This window comes from Paenibacillus sp. FSL R5-0912 (genome assembly GCF_000758605.1).
In the GTDB taxonomy this organism is placed as follows: domain Bacteria; phylum Bacillota; class Bacilli; order Paenibacillales; family Paenibacillaceae; genus Paenibacillus_AQ.
Genome location: NZ_CP009282.1, coordinates 4989556 through 5009674 on the forward strand (window position 1 = coordinate 4989556; position 20119 = coordinate 5009674).

20 protein-coding genes, 1 riboswitch and 1 other annotated feature are annotated in these 20119 nt (G+C 48.9%); of the genes, 8 read left to right on the forward strand and 12 right to left on the reverse strand.

What is annotated here, in order from left to right; all coding sequences use genetic code 11:
* Positions 1–94: 94 nt before the first annotated feature.
* The 8 genes from rpsA to R50912_RS21215 all read right to left on the reverse strand — a co-directional run bounded on the left by rpsA (position 95) and on the right by R50912_RS21215 (position 7787).
* Positions 95–1408 (reverse strand): 30S ribosomal protein S1, encoded by a 1314-nt coding sequence (rpsA, locus tag R50912_RS21180; RefSeq protein WP_081956592.1) that lies wholly within the window; start codon positions 1406–1408, stop codon positions 95–97.
* Between the two features lie 156 nt (positions 1409–1564).
* Complete coding sequence (locus R50912_RS21185) at positions 1565–2152, reverse strand: lysophospholipid acyltransferase family protein (protein ID WP_042237655.1); 588 nt, start codon at positions 2150–2152, stop codon at positions 1565–1567.
* Positions 2149–2859, reverse strand: coding sequence for a (d)CMP kinase (gene cmk, locus R50912_RS21190; protein ID WP_039301774.1), 711 nt, complete (start codon positions 2857–2859; stop codon positions 2149–2151). Before cmk ends, R50912_RS21185 begins: the two co-directional genes overlap by 4 nt.
* Positions 2860–3073: 214 nt before the next feature.
* Complete coding sequence (locus tag R50912_RS21195; protein ID WP_197072949.1) at positions 3074–3727, reverse strand: flagellar brake protein; 654 nt, start codon at positions 3725–3727, stop codon at positions 3074–3076.
* Positions 3728–3911: 184 nt separating this feature from the next.
* Positions 3912–5270 carry a germination protein YpeB gene (gene ypeB, locus R50912_RS21200; protein WP_042237658.1) on the reverse strand — a complete coding sequence of 453 codons (1359 nt, stop codon included), beginning with the start codon at positions 5268–5270 and terminating at the stop codon, positions 3912–3914.
* Between the two features lie 399 nt (positions 5271–5669).
* Positions 5670–6365, reverse strand: coding sequence for a glutamic-type intramembrane protease PrsW (prsW, locus tag R50912_RS21205; protein WP_042237660.1), 696 nt, complete (start codon positions 6363–6365; stop codon positions 5670–5672).
* A gap of 150 nt (positions 6366–6515) precedes the next feature.
* Positions 6516–7130: a genetic competence negative regulator gene (locus R50912_RS21210; protein WP_039301763.1), complete on the reverse strand. Its 615-nt coding sequence runs from the start codon at positions 7128–7130 to the stop codon at positions 6516–6518.
* A gap of 285 nt (positions 7131–7415) precedes the next feature.
* Positions 7416–7787, reverse strand: coding sequence for a hypothetical protein (locus R50912_RS21215; protein ID WP_039301760.1), 372 nt, complete (start codon positions 7785–7787; stop codon positions 7416–7418).
* Positions 7788–7872: 85 nt separating this feature from the next.
* Here R50912_RS21215 and R50912_RS21220 point away from each other — a divergent pair, with 85 nt between their 5' ends.
* On the forward strand, positions 7873–8784 hold the full coding sequence (locus R50912_RS21220; protein ID WP_231637686.1) for a polysaccharide deacetylase family protein: 912 nt from the start codon (positions 7873–7875) through the stop codon (positions 8782–8784).
* A 147-nt stretch (positions 8785–8931) separates the two neighbouring features.
* Here the strand turns inward: R50912_RS21220 and R50912_RS21225 are convergent, their stop codons facing one another.
* The 3 genes from R50912_RS21225 to R50912_RS21235 are packed head-to-tail and all read right to left on the reverse strand — an operon-like array spanning position 8932 to position 10726.
* Positions 8932–9762: a metallophosphoesterase gene (locus tag R50912_RS21225; protein ID WP_197072950.1), complete on the reverse strand. Its 831-nt coding sequence runs from the start codon at positions 9760–9762 to the stop codon at positions 8932–8934.
* Positions 9759–10136, reverse strand: coding sequence for a hypothetical protein (locus R50912_RS21230; protein WP_042237664.1), 378 nt, complete (start codon positions 10134–10136; stop codon positions 9759–9761). Before R50912_RS21230 ends, R50912_RS21225 begins: the two co-directional genes overlap by 4 nt.
* Entirely contained in the window at positions 10133–10726 is a 594-nt protein-coding gene (locus R50912_RS21235; protein WP_042237666.1) for a CPBP family intramembrane glutamic endopeptidase, read from the reverse strand. Before R50912_RS21235 ends, R50912_RS21230 begins: the two co-directional genes overlap by 4 nt.
* A 65-nt stretch (positions 10727–10791) precedes the next feature.
* Between R50912_RS21235 and R50912_RS21240 the strand changes: the two genes are divergently transcribed.
* A complete protein-coding gene (locus tag R50912_RS21240) occupies positions 10792–11697 on the forward strand; it encodes a hypothetical protein (RefSeq protein WP_042237668.1) in 906 nt (301 codons plus the stop codon).
* A 113-nt stretch (positions 11698–11810) separates the two neighbouring features.
* Positions 11811–12037: a binding site (T-box leader), on the forward strand.
* A 241-nt stretch (positions 12038–12278) separates the two neighbouring features.
* Positions 12279–13871, forward strand: a complete 1593-nt coding sequence (gene serA / locus R50912_RS21245) for a phosphoglycerate dehydrogenase (protein ID WP_039301745.1) — start codon at positions 12279–12281, stop codon at positions 13869–13871.
* 38 nt (positions 13872–13909) lie between these two features.
* On the opposite strand, the gene R50912_RS21250 is transcribed toward serA, so the two are convergent.
* Positions 13910–14266: a Rossmann-fold NAD(P)-binding domain-containing protein gene (locus tag R50912_RS21250; RefSeq protein WP_197072951.1), complete on the reverse strand. Its 357-nt coding sequence runs from the start codon at positions 14264–14266 to the stop codon at positions 13910–13912.
* 181 nt (positions 14267–14447) lie between these two features.
* Between R50912_RS21250 and R50912_RS21255 the strand changes: the two genes are divergently transcribed.
* The 5 genes from R50912_RS21255 to R50912_RS21275 all read left to right on the forward strand — a co-directional run bounded on the left by R50912_RS21255 (position 14448) and on the right by R50912_RS21275 (position 20104).
* On the forward strand, positions 14448–15407 hold the full coding sequence (locus R50912_RS21255; RefSeq protein ID WP_042237671.1) for a helix-turn-helix transcriptional regulator: 960 nt from the start codon (positions 14448–14450) through the stop codon (positions 15405–15407).
* Between the two features lie 119 nt (positions 15408–15526).
* Positions 15527–16777, forward strand: coding sequence for a methyl-accepting chemotaxis protein (locus R50912_RS21260; protein WP_042237673.1), 1251 nt, complete (start codon positions 15527–15529; stop codon positions 16775–16777).
* 503 nt (positions 16778–17280) lie between these two features.
* Positions 17281–17377: riboswitch (cyclic di-GMP riboswitch) on the forward strand.
* A gap of 118 nt (positions 17378–17495) precedes the next feature.
* On the forward strand, positions 17496–19139 hold the full coding sequence (locus tag R50912_RS21265) for a thiamine pyrophosphate-binding protein (RefSeq protein WP_052416588.1): 1644 nt from the start codon (positions 17496–17498) through the stop codon (positions 19137–19139).
* A 51-nt stretch (positions 19140–19190) separates the two neighbouring features.
* Complete coding sequence (locus R50912_RS21270; protein ID WP_042242919.1) at positions 19191–19553, forward strand: carboxymuconolactone decarboxylase family protein; 363 nt, start codon at positions 19191–19193, stop codon at positions 19551–19553.
* A gap of 200 nt (positions 19554–19753) precedes the next feature.
* Complete coding sequence (locus tag R50912_RS21275; protein ID WP_042215586.1) at positions 19754–20104, forward strand: hypothetical protein; 351 nt, start codon at positions 19754–19756, stop codon at positions 20102–20104.
* Positions 20105–20119: the final 15 nt, after the last annotated feature.

Below are 20119 nucleotides of genomic sequence, written 5' to 3' on the forward strand. Positions count from 1 at the left end.
GCCGCTCCGCATTCACCTGTAAAACACAATCGGCGAACCCTCTTATCGAGGGCTCGCCGATTACTTTACCCGTTATGATGAAATAACAAAGGGATTAGTTGTTACCCTTGAATTTGTCCAGCTTGTCGCCGAAACGTTCAGCCAGTGTGAAGCTGAGGCCTTCATTGCTAAGCGATACGTTAGGATTGTTCAGCACTTCTTTAGGCGCTCTGTCTCTGCTGTTGCTGCGTTCAGGTCTAGCCGTAGGAGCCGGAGCTTCTTCGGTTTCCTTGATGCTGAGGCTTACGCGCTTCTCCGATGGATTGAAGTCAAGCACTTTCACTTGTACTTCCTGTCCTTCTTTGAGCACTTCATGCGGTGTGCCAATGTGCTTGTGGGAGATCTGGGAAATGTGCACAAGGCCTTCAACGCCTGGAAGCAGTTCAACGAATGCTCCGAAGTTCACAAGGCGTTTAACTTCGCCTGTAACTACATCGCCAATGTTGATCTGGCCGGCTGCGGAATCCCAAGGACCTGGAGCAGCGGCTTTGATGCTGAGGCTGATTTTGCCTTTTTCAGGATCAACCTTAAGTACTTTTACGCGAACCTTATCACCTTCGGATACTACATCGGACGGCTTCTCCACGTGGTTCCAGGCGATCTCGGATACGTGAACCAGGCCGTCAACGCCGCCAACATCCACAAATGCGCCGAATTGGGTCAGACGTTGTACAGTACCTTCGATGATTTGTCCTTCAGACAGCTCGGACATGATCTTCTGCTTGTTAGCTTCGAATTCTTCTTCCAGAACTTCTTTGGCGGAAAGAATAACCTTGCTGTTCTCACGGTCTAGTTCTTTCACTTTCACACGCAATGTGCGGCCTTTGTAGTCGCTGAAATCTTCAACGAAGTGACGCTCAACCATGGAAGCCGGAATGAATCCACGCGCGCCAACATCAGCCACGAGGCCGCCTTTGACAACGTCAGCCACAGTAACTTCGAACGATTCCTGGGAAGCGAAGTATTTCTCAAGATCTTCCCATGATTTTTCGCTGTCAATTGCACGTTTGGAAAGAACCAGGCTTTCCTTGTTGTCGTTGATGCTGACAACCTTGCATTCCACTTCTTGTCCTACTTCTACCGCTGCTGCGGCATTGTCCAGTTGTACGGAAGACAATTCGCGAATAGGAATGACGCCGTCGTATTTATATCCAATGCTTACATAAGCTTGGTTATCTTCGATTTTGACGATCGTTCCTTTCACGGTATCGCCTTTTTTCAAAGAAATGATTTCCAGGCCTTCTTGGCTTGTCACTTCTTCTTCAGTACCAGTAACAGCTTCTGCGGATTCCACAGCTTCTGCCCCTTCCACGGTTTCGTTGTTCTCAACGTTATCCGCAGCTTCTTGATTTTTGATTTCTTCAGACATGTGATTACCCTCCTCGATTCAAAACCCCATTTATTTAAACCCGCGTATAGCAGAGTTCAAAACAATCATCAATTGCACTTTGTACGTTAGTATGTTCCAAAAAATAGCGGTTATGCTATTAATCATCTGCGTTTCGCAGATGCAGGGAGCCCGGGCTTAATGCGTACTGGGCTTGCCTGTTTGGATCATCTCGTGGATACGCCCCATAATAACATCGGTTACCGCTTCCAGAGATTCACTTCCTGCTCCTTCAAACGAACTGAGATCTATGGGAGCCCCGTAAACAACAGTCATCCGGCGAAAGGGCTTGTAAGATCCGATAATAGCTGCAGGTACAACGGCTGCGCCGCTGCGAAGGGCAAAACTTGCCGCGCCTTTCTTAGCTACACCGGAGTCAGAGTTGCGCGTGCCTTCCGGAAAGATGCCCATAACATTTCCGCTGCGAAGCGTATTAAGGGCCGTTTTTATGGATTCTTTGCTTACGCCGCCACGTTTGACAGGAAAAGCGCCCAGTTGCTTAATGAGCCAGCCTAATACAGGAACATTAAAGAGCTCCGCCTTGGCCATGTATTTCACCTGTCGTTTCAGCTTGATCCCAATCGTCATCGGATCGAGCAGGCTGATGTGATTTGCGCAGAGCAGTACTCCGCCCTCCTTTGGCACATTTTCCCTTCCCACAATCTTAAGCGGGAACAGTATGGCATAAATAAAGCGAAGCAATCCACAGCAAATTGCATAAATCATAGATGATTTCTCTCCCCGTCAACATAAGTTCTGCAGTGGGAGACGATGGCTTCCACGGCCTGACTGATATCCATATGGGTCGTATCCAGAAGAACAGCGTCTTCGGCACGGCGCAGCGGTGAAATCTCACGACCCTCGTCAAGACGGTCCCGTGCTGCAATATCATGTTCAAGCTGTTGGAGAGTCACTGTTTCCGTATCCTTCAGTTCCTTGTAACGACGGAGAGCACGCTCCTCCACACTTGCCGTCATGAAAATCTTCACTTCGGCATCCGGCAGTACGGTTGTCCCGATATCCCTGCCATCCATTACGACTCCCTTGCGGAGTGCCATCTGGCGCTGCAGCTGGCTGAGTCTGGATCTTACACCCTCGATCTTCGAATACTGCGACACTTGGCCGCTGACCTGAAGACTCCGGATATGCGGGGTCATGTCTTCCCCATTAATCAACACTTTCTGCACGTCTTTCTCCGGAAGAAGGTCAATATTCATGTCCTGGACCCTCTGATCCACCAGTTCATGCTCCTCCGCAGATATGCCTTCACGAATCATATACCAGGTGATTGCCCGGTACATTGCACCCGTGTCTACATAAATGTAAGACAGCTCCCGTGCTACCAATCGGGCTACAGTACTCTTGCCTGCCCCGGCAGGTCCGTCGATGGCGACGTTAATTCTGTCGTAAGTATGTGTCCCCTGCCTGTCCAACGGGGCATTCCTCCTCAAACACTCTTCCGCAGGAAATATGCCTATCGACATATCTCTCTAGGGACTTGCTCATATTATCAAGAAAAAAGCAGGCATTGCCTGCGACTTATAAAATTATACCACAGTTTAACCCTCAGTGCAAAATGACTCGGAGGTTTTTGAGGAGAAAAAAGCTTATATTGATGCCTTTTGGGGAATCTCCCGCACTGCACCGTCACCGGTTACGGAAATCAAATTGGCGTTCAAAACAGTAACGGATTATTTTTTGGCGTTCCGAATCAGAAATGGACGAAAATTTCAGCATGACCAGATTGCGTCCGGTTTCGAGCTTTTTGATCCGTACAATTTCACCTTCGAAATTAACATGCTCCGTGCTGCCGTTACGGTATGCTACCAGCAGCCAGCAGGCCAGCTTATCTCCAACTTTCAAAGTAATTTTGGCATCGCTTAAGAATGAGGTCCCTCCACCGCCGATATCCTCAGTCCGCACCAGAAAGCGGCTGCCCAAAGAATCTTTAACGGCGAGCTCCAGCTCGGCATTCACGCGGAAAAAGCTGCGGCGCTGGATCTTGAAGATGGATTCCACTGCCGGCTTGCGCAGCCGCACCATCCGGATGACCTCTTCCTTGAAGCCAATTACATGGGTGTTGAAATAATTTTTAATTCCGCCTTCTGTAAGAAAATAAACAGACAGCTCATCTCCGACAAACAATTTTTTCAGCCGCCCGTTACTCTCCTGCATGGGAATTTCTATCAGAAAAGTATCTTCCTCCATGTCAGCAATTCTTGCCCGGTATTCGACCTCTGACTCCGCTGCATCGCTGGAAGCAACCTGCAGGTATAAATATTCGTTGATTTTGGGATACAAACCTGTCACCGCCGCTTGAGTTAGTAATTAATGCTAACCCGATTATAGCATGGCCTTTCATACCCGGTCAGAATTATTATTGGGCTAAGAGGTTAAATCCCGCTATACATCCAGCAAAAAAGGCGCTTTCCGGTTTTGGAAATGCGCCTTTCTTAAGATTAAGCTTACACTGCGGAATGTCCGGTTATTTGTCCTGTGCTCCGGAAGACGTACGGATCTGCTCTACCGCTTCCTCATTACCGTCAGCAGCATTGAGATAGATCCGGAACTGAGATCCGTTGATTTTGCCTCCGAATTCATAGGTCAGCAGTTCTTCAGCATCTTCATTCTCAATCCAGGCAAGCCTGTTATACAGCTCCTCGAACTCCGGGTTCAGCATCGCTCTGACTTCGGCCAGTGACAGCTTCGGCTTAGGAATTACGCGCTTCTCCTTATGCTCTTGCACATAATCGCTGGCCTGGAAACCGGTGGCTTCTCCCGTGTCCAGTCCGACCCGTACCGTCATCTTCTCTGGATAGATCAGGACACCATCCTGGCTGGTAACAAAGGTTAAATTGCCCAGATTATCATATCTGTCTGCACTGACTGCGGTCATGCCGGGATAACCCTTCTTCTCCAGAAACCTGCCTGCCTTCTCCACGGCCTGCTTCATGGACACCTTGGCCGGCCCTACCTCACGGTTGTCGTTGTAGGAGATCAACAGCCCGCCTTCTGCGGTGAAATCCATCGTGACCGGCTCTTTGTGTTCCTTAGATGTGATTGTAGCCGTATAGGATGCCCATTCGGTTCCTTTACCATTCTCCTGCATCTTCACATTGGCATTCCCGCCCAAATCGGCGAATTTCAAAGCCTTGGCTTTGATCTGCTCTGCTGTGACGGGCTTACCGCCCAGCTTCTTGACTGAACGCTTATCATAGATGCTTGCTACCGATGGCCCATAGTCCAGCTCAGGATAGGCAGCAACCCGCTTATCAACAGTTTTGAACCCGTCGATGATCGTGTTGTCTTCCGCTTTCTCCTCTGTAGCAAGTGCCGTTTCGACGTCCATCCAGCGCAGCCTGTTGCTGATGACTTTGTTCTGGACATCCTGCAGATCCTTGGAGATCTCCGCCGAGTTCGCATAAAGTGTCTTCAAGTTAGCCATTTCACCTTCGGTCAGCGGCTTCTTGGTGAAATCACGTACCGCTGCCTTGTAAGAGAAATTAGAGATTTTCGAGAGGAACTCCTCCGTCTCACTGAACGGCAGCAGCGTAAGTGGCAGCTGATTGATCTCGTTCTGCGCCTCGCTCGTAATGCGCCATACATTCACAAGGCCCTTGCGGTGCATTCCGTTGGAGGTTGTGTTGACTGCCAGCGTGTTACCCAGCTCTCCATGAAGCTGCTCCACATGATAGGACAGATCATGGAACGCACGCTGATATTGGTTCTCCGCTTTGATCAGAATCGAATTCTTTTCCTGGTTCTCCTGATACCCCCAGACCAGTGCTCCAAGCAGCAAGAGTGCGGTCAGCGGGAACATTATAGCGCTTAATCTTTTGTACATAGGTCCGCCAAACTCCTTTCAGTAGCTTATTGCCGTTAGTTTGACAATAACTGAGAAGTCTTATGCACCCATGCGGAAACAGCAGCGCCTTCCTTTAAAGGAGGGGCGTTCTGGCGAGAAATAGAAGGATAAGTATCATGCGAAGCATATAAATTCTTCTATTCTATTAACAGTTGTCAGGCGCGCTCTTCAATATCGAAACCGCTGACACTGCTGCATAAGCATTGCTTGAAGCCAGTTTGAATGACTCCTTGCTCCTTGTTACCTCTTAATATGTAGGTTTCGCCGCACTGTTTGCAGATAATCCGAACTTTTACACGCAAAAAAAGACACCCCTCTCCTCTCTGGAATTCCTAGCCTTACGGAACTGCCCTATAGGATTAAGTGTGTCCATCTCTATTATAGGTTAACCTCTTCCTCCCGCTTCAAAAAACGAAACGGGGAGCGGCTGTTGGCCCGCGCCACCTTGCCCATGCCTCCGTACCATAAAACAGCCATCAGGGGCACGATGAACCAGATCCAATAGTTAGCCGTAGTCGTCAGTATAAAATCATAAATCCCGTGCCAGAGCCATGGCAGCAGCAGGGAAATAAGCAGAATTCCTCTGGTCTTGACTCCGTTTGAAAACTTGGCCCTCCCCATATGGTATCCCATAATGACACCAAACATGGCATGGCCGGATACCGGGAGCAGCGCCCTCATGATCATTGAACCGATTGAAGCATGGCTGTACCAGGCATACATTACGTTCTCTATCGTTGCGAAGCCGAGCGAAATCGCTACGGCGTATAGTATTCCATCATAGGGCTCGTCAAATTCGGTATGATTGTAAATCATATGGTACAGCACAAACCACTTCAGACCTTCCTCCACGCCGGAGGAGATCAGAAACGAATCCACATAAGGGCCGCCGTCCAGACCGAGCACAAGACCCCTCTGGATGATCATAACCGGGAAAACAATAAGTAGGCCGAGCAGGAACACCTTCAGCACCATGTGGAGCGGCTCCTGATCATACTTATCTTTCAGATAGAAAAAAGTCAGCAGCGCAAGACCCGGTGCCACTGCTGACGAAATAACCGATAACAAAAGCACCGAATAGCCTCCCCCGCGCCTAAAAACTAGTATCCTTCTAAATTTCAATCCTGGGCTGAACTACTGCCCGTCCTTAAATACGATCGTCTTCCGTCAGCAAAACCTCAGGGAAGGGCAGTTAAGCCGATGCTTCCTTGCCCTTCTCCGTCTTTATTCCTGGCGTTTAAAATGAGTGCACAAGGTCTCGATTGCATTCTCCGCCATCACTGTCTTGCCGTATTCAGCCAGAACAGCCTGAGTAACCGGAGATGAATCTCCAAACTCCGCAAGCACGCCTACAAGACCCGATAATGCCGCTTCTTCAAATTCCTTCGGATCAAAGTAGAGATACCATTTATCATTATAAGAATACAGCTGTCCTTGAGAAGTAATATTGCCGATGAGCACATGGGCCGCTTCAACCAGAACCTCAAAATCGCGGAATGCATACACAATGGAGTCGCTTTGTTCAAGAGTAACTTCCATCTCGTAAATCTCTTCAGGCAATTCATCTTCCCCGGGACCACCGTACGAATGGTGATCATATTTCCCCCGGGTCACAATAACGACCATGCCTTGCGCGGGCAATGCGAACACTTCCACGGCAAGCGGACCGGTAGCGTCAAAACCAAGTTCACTATACGCCTGATCCATCATTTCCGTAAAGAGGTCGTGCACCTTGGGAACTTCCTGCCACATGTCTTCCTTCTGGATGCCCCGCTCGCTCAGGTCGTCAAAAGTGAGGAAAATCCGTATCTTATCTTGACTTAATCGCTCTATTCTCATGACAGGATCCTCCTTTTGCAAGCTCATTTAGTATTAATGTATGATGAGTCCCGAGTAATGAGCCAAAAATGGTTACTATGTATGTATGTTATCATTTTGACGCTACAAATGCACGTAAATAAATATAGAAAAGGCCCAATTTACTGCCCAATATCTGCAAAGACCGGCTTCACCGCCTTTTCATTGTATGCACATGCATGTATTCAAAACCTCTTCGCGGACAAAAAAAGAATCATTCTGGCGACTTTGATGTCTCCAAAATGATTCTGCAGCGGCCAAATCCGGTTACAATCCCGGTATGGCTGTATGTGTATCCTTGAGAATCTGTTCTACTTCATGCTTCACGTCGGGATTGCTGCGGATGAAGTCTTTGAGCATATTCAAGTTGGATTCTTTGGACTTCACCGGTGAATCCTCCTTCTTGTGTTCACTGCTGCCGGATGCATGAGAGCCGTTATCATGACTGCTGCCCTCAGCGGTACTTCCAAAGCCGGTCATGGCCATTCCCATAATTTTGTCCTTGGCCTTCTCACCGGCACTTTCTGAAGAACCGCCCGTGTGAAGCAGTGAAGACATCATGGCGCTGCGTTTTTTGGACATAATCATACTAGCGGCCGCACCCATCAGCACTCCGCACAGAAATGACGAAGTATTCATATCTCTAACCTCCTTGTATGGTAAAATCATGCTTAGTGTTCGCGGAAAGATTCCGGCTCATACAGCCAAACAACAAGAAAGCGAGATGAAAAAAGTGGGTAAAGCAACAACACTGCTGCTCCTGGCTGCTTTTCTGCTGTCAGCTTGCAGCAACAACGTCGGGAATTCAGGCAACACCGCTGCGGGGAATGCGTCCCAGACTCCGGCATCAGCTCAGCCTGCCTCTGCTCCGGCTCAGGCGGACCCTCCTGCCGGGGAATCCCCCGCTGCGCAGCCAACGCCTGCCACAACAGCGGAAGCGGCAGTTACGCCAACCGATCAGCCAACCGGGGCAGCAGCTTCAGAGGAAGTACCGCTGCTGTACCATATGAACAAAAACTACGACATCATCCCGAACGATGCCGCAACCAACAAAAAAATCGTCCTGCTGACCTTCGATGACGGGCCCAAGGATGCGGAATTAATCAATCCGCTGATGGATACACTGGACAAGCACAAGGCCAAAGCTATTTTCTTCGTCAACGGGTACCGGGTGAAGGAGCATCCTGAGCTGCTTGAGCTGATTCATAACCGCGGCGGCATTATCGGGAATCACAGCTGGGATCATATTGTGCTGAAGGATAAATCCGAGGCGGAAGTAAAGAAACAGATTGAAGATGTGCAGAATATTGTCAAAGAGGTCACTGGTGAGATCCCCGTGTTCTTCCGCCCGCCGCACGGTGCAGGCGGGGACGTCGGCAAAAAAATCGCCGCTGACAACGGGCTGCTCTATATGACCTGGTCTGTCGGCTCGCTGGACTGGGAGATGAAGGAAAAGGACACGGATAAAACGGAAAAGCTGATTACGAATGTTACCAGCCAGCTGCATTCCGGCAGCAATATTCTGATGCACGAGCTTCCGTGGACTGTGGAAGCGCTGGATACACTGCTGACTACGCTTGAAGGCAAAGGCTACAGCTTTGTCGATCCGCGCAGCATTGAACTGAAAATGCGTTAGAATCCATACTGCTTTACAACAAAAATAATCGCTCAAGCCGAATGAAGGTATCCGCCATCCTTCCGGCTTGAGCGATTTTTTGTTTATAACTATAGATAGAGGACCGGTTCTAAAATCACAGGAATAAGCAAAACGGCTCCAGGCAAGTTAATCCGGCCGGCAGCGGAGTGTAAGTACATGCATCTCGGCCGGGCTGCCCCAGCGCAGCGGCAAGTGCGCAGTCCCGAAACCCCGGCTGATCAGCAGCTTCAGCGGGTGATCTACATTCCCGTACCCGGGAATTTCGTACATGCCGGCATTATAGTGACGGTAGAATTCATCACCATGCCTGCTTCCGATAAAGGGAAGCACGACTTGTCCGCCATGTGTGTGTCCAGCCAATATTAGATCAGCGGGCACTTCCTGCTGCTGGGACAGCCACAGCGGATCATGCACCAGGATGATCCGCAGGAGCTCTGTATCTGCGGCAGCCACGGGCGGCAGTGCTGAATATGCCTTCTTACCGCCTTTTCTCGGGAAATCCATGCCGGTGAGTATAACTCTTGAACCGGACCGTTCTATAGTCACATTCTCATCCAGCAGCAGTCTGACTCCGCTGCCGCGGATGATATTATCGACAAGCGAGGTATTCGCCCGGTAATCATGATTGCCATGAACTGCGTAGACAGGCGCCAGAGATGCTATAAATGTCATATTATCCAGCAGGCGGTCTGCCGGACTGCCCTTCTCCGTCAGATCGCCGCCCAGGAAGACCGCATCTACCTTCCCGCGGAGCGGTGCCAGCATCACAGCTGGAAGACGCCGGCGGTGAATATCCGTAATGAACAGAATACGGAAGCCGTCAAAAGCAGCCGGCAGTCTGTCCAGCACTATTTCCTCGGCAATAATGCGTTTTTTGAAGGCTGCGGCAACCATGACTATACCCGCAGTCCCCGCCGTTCCAGCACATACGCTCAAGAGAATCAGCAGCCACATCATTGCCATAGCTCATGCAGCGGAGGTGCTCCTTTTATTCCCCAGAACAAAAGAAAGGCGAGCAGCATTAAAAATATGACGATTAGCGAGTTAATAAACATTTTGCTGAAACGGATTCGTTCTGACGGATAACTCTGCGTCCGGGAGGGGGTTGCCTCTCCTTCCTGCTGCTCCACTTCACGCTTCGGTTTCCTAGAGGTCTGCTTCTCAGCATGTCGGACCTTTCTCGATAAAGTTCCTGGAGCAAGGACTGGAGTATCCAGCTGTCTGGCAGCTGATTCGGAAGAACCATTTCCATTATTTTCTTTGACAGGAGACTGTCCTGCGCCCTTATACTGTTTCTGGCGGGACCTTACCCGGCTTAGTTCTTCGCTCATGATGCCCTCCTGTATCGAATCACCATTCCTGAGAACAAATCTATGAGGAAGTGGCACAGGATCGGTGCCCATAGACTGCCGGAATGAATATAGATGTAGCCGAGGCCGTAGCTGCTGAGAAATACCCAGCCTGTTGGAATCCAGTGGCGCAGATAACGCACATGAATAACAGCGAAGAGAATGCTCGTCCAGTACGGCCCCAGTGAATGCTGTATGGCGCCACGGAACAATAGCTCTTCGCATACTGCGACAATCGCTGCAATGACAATAATATGCCACAAAGGACGGTTACCGAACAGCAGCTCATTAATTCCCCCGTCATCCATGCTGTCCTCAGGCACAATATGGGTCAGCAGGAAATCAACAACCAGCATAACAGCAGCAAGTCCAAGGCCCCAATACACAAAATGTGCATTCTCCGGAAAATTTAATATGTGAATAGGATTTCTTTTCTGTAATAATATCCATATCAAACCGATAAATAGAGTAAGGCCCTGAGTTATATACAGATTAATTAACAGCAGCTTGTCTGTTAACTGCTGAGGATCGGCTTTCTTAATTTTGATTTCACCCAATTTGAATTTTTTCATTGTAACCTGCCTGTTCTTTAATATTTTTACATAAGATAATTTCCCTATAAGAAGGAGCACTAATTATGAACAGCCGTACCTCCCGCACTCAAATGTTGTACACACTAGGTTTTATATTGTTTCTAATATCCGCATTCGCCTCATTTTTTACGGGAGTAAAGGTTGGAGCAGACAAAACGGAGGCCAAATATGCACAGCTGGCCGGACATGAAGTTACGGAGGAATTCTCCGGTTCCTACCAGCAGCAGGATCTTGTTACGTTCTATCATAACGTATTTTTGCCCTATCGGGAATTCAAGCGCAACTGGAACGATCAGGTGGACAGCCTTGCACGGAGCACAGATGCACGGCAGAACGCGGCAACGTTGAAGAACCTTAGCATTCTGGCGGACAAGCAGTATGATAAGGTCACGCAGGATTCCATCTTCACCAATTCGCCGCTGCTGTATGAGTCACAGCTTAACGTCCTTAAGAGCCTGACTCTATTCTCACAGGCTTCAGGGAAGGTCTCTGCTGGATCTTCAGGAGCAGAAGCCGCCAAGCTGCTGAGAAGTGATAATTTTACCGCCAGCGCTGTGAAATTCGGACTGATGGCCCAGAAGAATTTCTATGATTCTATGCTGAAGTGGGGAGCCAAGGCCAACTCTGCTATACCCGATGTATCCGGGGAGCTGAAGACACTGACTTTCATTCAGTGGAAAAAGATGCCTTTGCTCCTCAAGAATGCTTCTATCGCAAACATAATGCTGAACCGCGGAATTTATGCCGGTTATGACCCGCAGGATATTACAGCCAAGATCGACGATATGATCTATTCCGGAACCGCCAATTCCCTGAAGCTTGGGGATATCCAGTCGTCAGTCACCCTGCTCATTTCTACCGGTGCTGTGCAGGAGCAGGACTTCATTAAATGGCGGGAGCAATATTACGGCAAGGAAACGATGCCGCAGCTCCCTTTCTTCTATGAGTAGAACCAGTTATTGCATCATAACGAAAAACAGGGCTCACTTCAAGGCGGCACACTGTAGAAGAAGACTATTGACACACTTGGCATCACCATGTTACATTATGAAAAATTAATCAAGCAAAAGCGATGATGGAACAAAGATTACTGATGTCTTCAGAGAGCCGGTGGGTGGTGCAAACCGGTGGCAGACGGAAATCTTTAGCGCTCCTGAGATATTGTATTGAACCTTGAGTAGATACAATCGGATCACCTCCGTTACCAGTGTGGCCTATTCAGGCCAATGAGGCTGCTTCTTGACCGTTGCAGTGAATTAGGGTGGTACCACGAGAACTCTCGTCCCTTACTACGGCAGTAGTATGGGGTAGGGAGTTTTTTTTGTACCCGGATTCTCTAAATCCGCCCACCCTGCCCATACGCTGCCTGAATCAGTACTTCTGCACGCCTTTTCTTTTATGCGACAACGCGTTGCCCCGTTGTTCCGACAAATTTCATTCCTTTTTTATGAATCTGGTACTGCGGATTACCCCACCAGGGAATCCTTGGCATATATAATAGGCTTTCCAATTTGAAGGAGGACAAGAGACCATGTTTAAAGTATTAGTATCGGATCCGATCAGTGATTTGGGCATTCAGCAATTGATGGACGCAAGCGATGTGACTGTGGACAAAAAAACAGGACTTAGTGAAGACGAGCTTATTGCAATCATCGGCGAATACGACGGCTTACTCGTTCGCAGCCAGACAACCGTGACTGAGAAAATTATCGCAGCCGGTACTAATCTTAAAGTGATTGGCCGTGCCGGGGTCGGTGTGGACAATATTAAGCTGGAGGCAGCCACACAACGCGGTGTGGTGGTCATTAATGCTCCGGACGGAAATACGATCACCACCTGTGAGCATGCCTTTGCCATGATGATGGCTCTGGCCCGTCACATTCCTCAAGCCTATGCCAAGACCATTTCCGGCGTATGGGACAAAAAGACTTTCCTCGGCGTAGAGCTGCGCGGCAAAACCCTGGGTGTGCTCGGCATGGGACGGATCGGCAGCGAAGTAGCCAAACGGGCCAAGGCTTTTGGAATGGATATTCTGGCCTACGACCCCTTCCTGACTGCAGACCGTGCAGAGAAACTGGAAGTAAAGCTTGCTTCGGTAGATGACATCGTCCGGGGAGCAGACTTCATTACTGTTCACACACCGTTGACACCGGAAACCCGCCACATGATCTCCCGTCCGCAATTTGAAGTCATGAAAAAAGGAATGCGCATCATCAACTGTGCCCGAGGCGGTGTAATTGATGAAATGGCACTGGTTGAAGCTATCGACAGCGGTATTGTTGCCGGTGCTGCGTTTGACGTCTTTGAGAAAGAGCCGCCGGAAGCGGATCACCCGTTCCTCTCGCATCCAAAGATTATCGTGACCCCGCATCTGGGCGCTTCGACCGTTGAAGCCCAGGAGAATGTTGCGATCGATGTATCGGAGCAAGTGCTGCATATTCTGCGTAACGAGCCGTTCATTAACGCCGTGAACATCCCTCCGGTTGCTCCTAGTGTAATGAACAAGCTGCAGCCTTACTTCACCCTCGGCGAGAAGCTCGGCAGTTTCGTGACTCAGATTACGGATGGAGCGATCCGTGAGATTCATGTGGAATATGCCGGTGACCTCTCCGACGTCGATACACAGCCGCTGACCCGCTATATTGTCAAAGGCGTGCTCTCCCGCCATTTTGCCGGGGATGTTAATATTGTCAACTCCATGCACCTGGCAAAGACGCGTGATGTTAACGTAGTAGTAACCAAAGCTTCCAAAACCAAAGGCTTCACTAACCTCATTACCGTTACACTCAAGGCTGAGCATGACGAAGAACGCCTGGTTGCCGGAACCCTGCTGCAAGGCTATGGCGAACGGATTGTGCAGGTTAACAAATTCCCGGTAGATATCGCTCCGGAAGGTCATCAGATCGTCATTTCCCACAACGATAAGCCGGGTATCATCGGACTCGTCGGTACACTGCTCGGTCAGAACGACGTCAACATCGCCTCCATGCAGGTTGGCCGTAAAATTGTCGGCGGAGCTGCAATTATGCTGCTGACCGCTGACAAGGCTGTTCCGCAGGATGTACTAGTCAAGCTCGCCGGATTGCCGGAGATCAATACTGCGGAAGAAATCACTCTGCTGTAGCTGAAGAACGCAGGCTTATGTTCTTGGAATACCTGAGTTCAATATAAGCGCACCAAAAAACACTCTTGAGGAATGCCGGCACGTGCCGGCATTTCAAAAGAGTGTTTTTTACATCTTGCGGCTTCGGGGTTATTCCGGAATATTAAATATGGGGCCCCCCCGCCCCTCTGTGTCTGTATACACATATTTCTCAACCCAGACATCCCCACCTGCTGAGGTCTGCCTGTCAGCTGCATCACCTCAGGATCAGCAGCGAGCGCTGCGGCAGCCCGGCCGGTGTACGCCGTAGTCTCACTGGCCTGCAGCTCCTCTACCTCCTGCCAGTGCTCTTCATGCGTCTTCATGCTCTCCAGCACCAGTTCTGTACGCATCCAGCCAGGCGATAAGGGAATCACAGCGATCCCAGCCGCAGCTCCCCTTGCACCAACGGCTCACTTTATTAATATCAACTCTTATATATGACATCAACTGACATATATATATGATAAACTTAAAATATGTTCTGCTTAAGTGGAAACGGCTTTGCCGTTCCTGAATAATCAGAAAAATCTCTTTATAACCAGGAGGTCTTCATCCATGAGAGCAGACCGTTTATTATCCATTCTGCTGCTGCTGCAAAGCCGCGGTAAAATAAGCTCCCGCGAGCTGGCACAAACGCTGGAGGTTTCCGAACGTACCATCTTCCGGGATATGGAGTCACTGAGCATCTCCGGCATTCCCGTGCTGGCAGAACGCGGCCGGGAGGGAGGCTGGAGGCTGGCTGAGGGCTACCGGACCTCCCTGACAGGTATGAACCCTAAAGAGATTGGTGCGCTGCTGCTGCCGGCAGACCCGGCCATTCTGCAGGCGCTGGGAATTCAGGCGGAGTTCTCTTCCGCTGTCCGTAAGCTGCAGGCCGCTGGTGCAAGACAACCCGCTGCAGCTTTCAGCCTTCTTAATGAGCGTATTCATATTGATGGTGCGGGCTGGCATCCGTCGGGCGAAACCTATCCCAGTCTCACTGCATTGCAGGAGGCTATATGGGAGGACCGAAAAGTGATAATCAGTTACATGCGCGGGGAGGAGAGATCAGAGCGGCTGATTTCACCCTTTGGACTCGTAGCCAAACGTGGTGTCTGGTATACCGTGGCCGAAACAGGCGGTGAAATGCGGACCTACCGGGTATCCAGAATAAGTAGTGCTGAAGTCACGGATGAATATTTTAGCAGACCCCATGATTTCAATCTGGCTCATTTCTGGGAAGCTTCTACTATGGCATTCAAATCTGCATTGCCCCGCTATCCTGCCAAGCTGCTCGTGAAGGACAATATAATGAAGGATCTCAAACAAGAACGTTATGTTTCCGTACTACTCAAGGAGCATTCACCCTTACCCGGCTGGTACACAGTCGAAGCCGAATTCAATACGCTGGAGTCTGCCTGCAGGATCATCTTATCCCTAAGCCCGGGCATTAGAGTTACCGCTCCGGCAGAGCTTGCTGACAATGTTGCGACCACTCTGCGCGAAGCGGCTGCATTATATGCAGACAATGTGTAAACATACTCTTTTTGAACAGCCGGAAAGAATTATGTCAGTTCTTACAATAGACCGATTACGCTTTAATCCCCTATAATATTACAATACACAATATTTATTTCTAGGGGGAACTATAGTCTATGGACTGGATGAACAAGCTGCCGTTAAAACAAAGAATCGTTGCCGGATGTTACCTGGTCGCCGCTTTATTCGCTGTCCCTGTATTAATTACGCTCATCGCAATGGGCAAGGTAATTATCGGTATTATTCTGATTGCGGTATTGGCTGCACTGACCTACCCGCTTGCGCGCTTCATTGAGAGAACGCTTACATCTTCATTTGAGGATATCTCCAATGTGACGCATACGATCGCCAAAGGCGACTTCACCAGCCGTGCAGACGAGAACGGATCAATGGGCGACATCAGCCGCTCCTTCAACACTATGATCGATAAATTGAAGAAGATCCTAACCGATGTTTCACAGCTTACCCGCCAGGTTATGGATGCCAGCCGGGGTATTGAGGACAAGAACCAGAACCTTAAGATCGTAATGACACAGGTAGCCTCCTCCTCCAACGAACTTGCCCTGGGTGCGAATGAAATCTCGGTAGATATTGCCGACATGACGGAATCGATCAAAGATATCGAAACTAAAGTCTCCAATTATACGAACTCCACCAAAGAAATGAATAAACGCTCCACCCATACGCTGGAGCTGGTTGAAAAGGGACGCCAGTCCGTGGACACTCAAGCCGAAGGCATGCGGAAGAATATCCAGGCTACGCAAAAAGTAGCAGATACGATCGAAGCACTCTCACAGAATGCCCGCGGGATTACCATGATCACCAAGACCATCACGGAAATTGCCGAACAAACCAATCTTTTGTCACTTAACGCCTCTATTGAGGCTGCACGCGCAGGTGAACACGGACGTGGTTTCGCAGTAGTAGCCCAGGAGGTCCGCAAGCTTGCCGAAGAATCAACCGCCTCCACCAAGGAAGTATTCGGGCTGGTCCGTAGCATCGAGGCCGATATCAAGCAGGCTATCGATAATATCGCTATTAATGAAGAGGTTGTTCAGGTGCAGAACGAGATGATTACGGAGACCGCACATATTTTCGCGCAAATCGTACATAGTGTGCAATACATAACCGAGCAGATCTCCTCCTTCTCCGCAGAGAGTGATCTGATGCTGGAGAGCGCGCTCAAGATCTCTGGAGCGATAGAGAATATCTCAGCCATTACCCAGGAGACAGCAGCAGGTACCCAGGAGGTATCCGCAGCGATGAACGAACAAATTCATGCCCTGCAGTCCGTAGCGGAAGAGACCGATAAAATGACACAATCTGTCTTCCAGCTGCAAAAAACAATCCATATTTTCAAATTCTAGCAGCAGCCCAAAGAGACCTTTTCCACAGAGCAGTCTGAGGGAAAGGTCTCTTTTTGGCATGAAAAAAAAGATTGTGATGTAATATTCACAAAGTGTTAAAATAGTGCATAACGCAAAAAAACCGCCTTTGCACTTCTTTACTGCTAATTCTTTATTACTAATAAACTAACATAATTTCAAATTTTAATTACCCATTTCTTAAGACCTATTCCGGGGTTCTACCAGCCTATAATTTTAATACATCCGCATGGTTTCATGAGGTTCCTATAATGTTATGAGGCTTATGGCTTATGCAGATTAACCCCTGCTCTTTTTCTGCATTTGCATTATAAGACTTTGGCCTTCCAGACGCATCCATTTTCAAAAGTTTGAATATCTATTATTTCATCTCCTATTACTTCTGAATATTCGCCAAATTTCGCGTTTTGTTGCACAAGGCTTATTGACAAAAGGCGAGCGAGGAATATATTGTAAAGGAAAATTATCCTTCGCTGTATTGATAACAACATAAGAGGCAAAATTCACCGAAAGGGAATGACGCAAAGCCATGGATCTACAGTCTCACTTTTCCGGTGAGATCATGACAGCCAGGTTGCTGAAAAACTATGAACCCCCCGGGAATCCGGTTCAGTAATGGTGATTCGTGCAACAGGCCTGTGCTCCTATTTCGAGTACAGGTTTTCTATTGCTAGCATACAATCAAAAAACAACTTGTGGGGTGGATGTTCTGAAGACAGTTGCAGATTATATGGCGGAAGCATTACGCGATCTTGGGGTAACACATTCTTTTGGTATTATTGGCAAGTCCATTTGTCCTATAGCCCTCAAGCTTGTTGACTATGGCATTGAGTTTATTCCCGGCCGACATGAGTCCAGCTCCGGCTTTGCAGCAGGCGGCTATGCACTGAAAACAGGCAGTCTCGGGGTAGCCTTCGGCACCTCCGGTCCAGGCGGAACGAACCTGCTAACCGCAGCAGCACACGCCAAAGCCAACAATCTCCCGGTACTATTCATTACAGGCCATCAGTCCATTAAAGAGCTGGGTATTCCCCAGTGTCAGGATTCTACATCCTATCTCGCTGATTTGGCGGACATGTTCAGACCAGCCACTCTTTTCAGCAAGCTGGTTGAACGCGGCGACCATTTCAGTACAATTTTCAATCATGCCCTGTCTATCGCCCTTGGTGACAAGAAAGGACCTGTTCATTTATGTATTCCGTTTGATGTTCAGACCGAGCGCCTTGAAGAATGCCGGATTGTCCTGCCGCAGCGGGAAAAGCTCGTCAGCTACGCCAACTACGAACGGTTCATTTCAGCGATCAATGCTTCCAGCAGACCTCTGATCATTGCGGGTAAAGGGGTTAACCGCTCCGGTGCGCACAAGGAACTGGTTCAATTGGCCGAGACGTTCAACATACCTGTAGTAACCTCTCCCGGCGGTAAAGGAGCCATTGCTGCGGATCATCCGCTCTATCACGGTCCTGTGGGCGTTGGGGGATGTACGCACGGGGATGAGATGTTGAACAACAGTGATCTGTTTATCGTGCTTGGTTCGCGTCTGAGTGATATGACCATATGCAATCTGAAGAGGGAGAATCATCCGGATCAGCTGATCCAGTTCGATGTTGATCCTACTTTTGTTGGTAAAATACTGACTTCCCGCACTCTTTCCGTCGGCGGCGATTTGCGTGACAACCTGGAGCTGTATCTCAGCAAGGTTGATCCGTCCACCATAACCAGACGTGAAACAGAGATCTCCAATCATTATACTGAAGAGCTGCCAGTGCTGCCCAAGCTCTCGCTGGCTTCGGTAATGAGCACGATGAGCGATTTGATTCCATACAACAGCAGTGTGTTTGTTGATGACGGCAGCCACGGCTTCAATGCGGTCAAATGGTTCAACGTGAAGAAACCGGGGAGCTTTGTATTTGATGCCTACTTTGCCTGCATGGGGAATTCAATCGGCATGGCCATCGGTGCCAAAACTGCTTCGCCGGAAGAGACGGTCTTCTGCATTACCGGTGACGGCTGTTTCATGATGCTCGGAACTGAAATTAACACAGCGGTTTGCAAGAATATCCCGGTTATTTTCATCGTTGTGAACAATATGCAGCTGGATATGGCACTTAAGGGTATGGAAAAAACAACAGGACGTATCGATGGAACCATTTTCGAAGTCCCTATGGATGCAGTGAAATTTGCTGAGTCCCTGGGAGCCGCCGGCTTCCGCGCAGAGACGCAAGAGGAGTTTGCCTCTGCAATCAGCCAAGCAGTTGAACTTAACCGCGTAGCCGTTATTGAGCTGTTGACCGACCGTGACGAAATGCCTCCTACGGCCCACCGTACACTGGATCTCAACTAGGCTGTAATTTACTGATTCTCTAACTTACTATCAGGAGGCAAACAAGTGAATATGAACGTAGACAGTGGACTGGATCATTTCACCAATCTTTCCGGGGACTATGGGGCCAAAGCCCTAGCTCCTATTAAAGAGCATTTTCCCGAATTAGCCGAGTATATCATGGGCAATGCATACGGTGATATTTTTCAGCGGACCACCATCGGCTCTGACTGGAAAGAAATTGCTGTCATCTCTTCTTTGATCACCATGGGACAATTTGAGCAGTTGGGTGTTCACTATGTAATGGCGCTTCGCGTGGGGATGACCGTAGATCAAATCAAAGGTATCCTGCTTCATCTGACACCTTGTATCGGCGCACCCAGAGTGATCTCGGCGTTCAATGTTCTGCTGCAGACGCTGGAAGATATTCGTTAATTAATAGCATAATATTACATCATTCGACTTATGTATTGCGTAATCAAGAAAGTTCTGGTTATAATGAAGGCAAAATATCCCAAAACCAAGTTCACTTTGTCGAATATCGTCGCAGGAACGTAGTTTTTCGGGATATCAACATGATGAATCATCAGGTCACTCTGAATAGTCATGCAATTTAAATTACGGGAGAGATGAACATGGGACAATTTATTTTGAAAACGGACACTGCGAAGAAAGTAATTAACATCGAGCTGGAAGGAACCTTCTCGAACGAGGACGGTCTTAAATCGATACAAGCCTATCAGCAGACCATCAATCCGATCAACCCATCCGAATATGCACTGGATATCGATTGCCGCAAGCTTAATGTAACCGCTCCAGATGTGGTGCCGTTGCTCGAAGGCTGCTTCATCATGTTCAAGGCAGACGGCTTCCAAAAAGTGAGCCTTACCCTTGAGAATAACCCTATTCTCAAAATGCAGCTGGCGCGTCTGGGCCGCAAAGCAGGACTCGAAAACCTGGAAATTACGTCTACCGTACAAGCTTAAGTTAACTTATTGTTA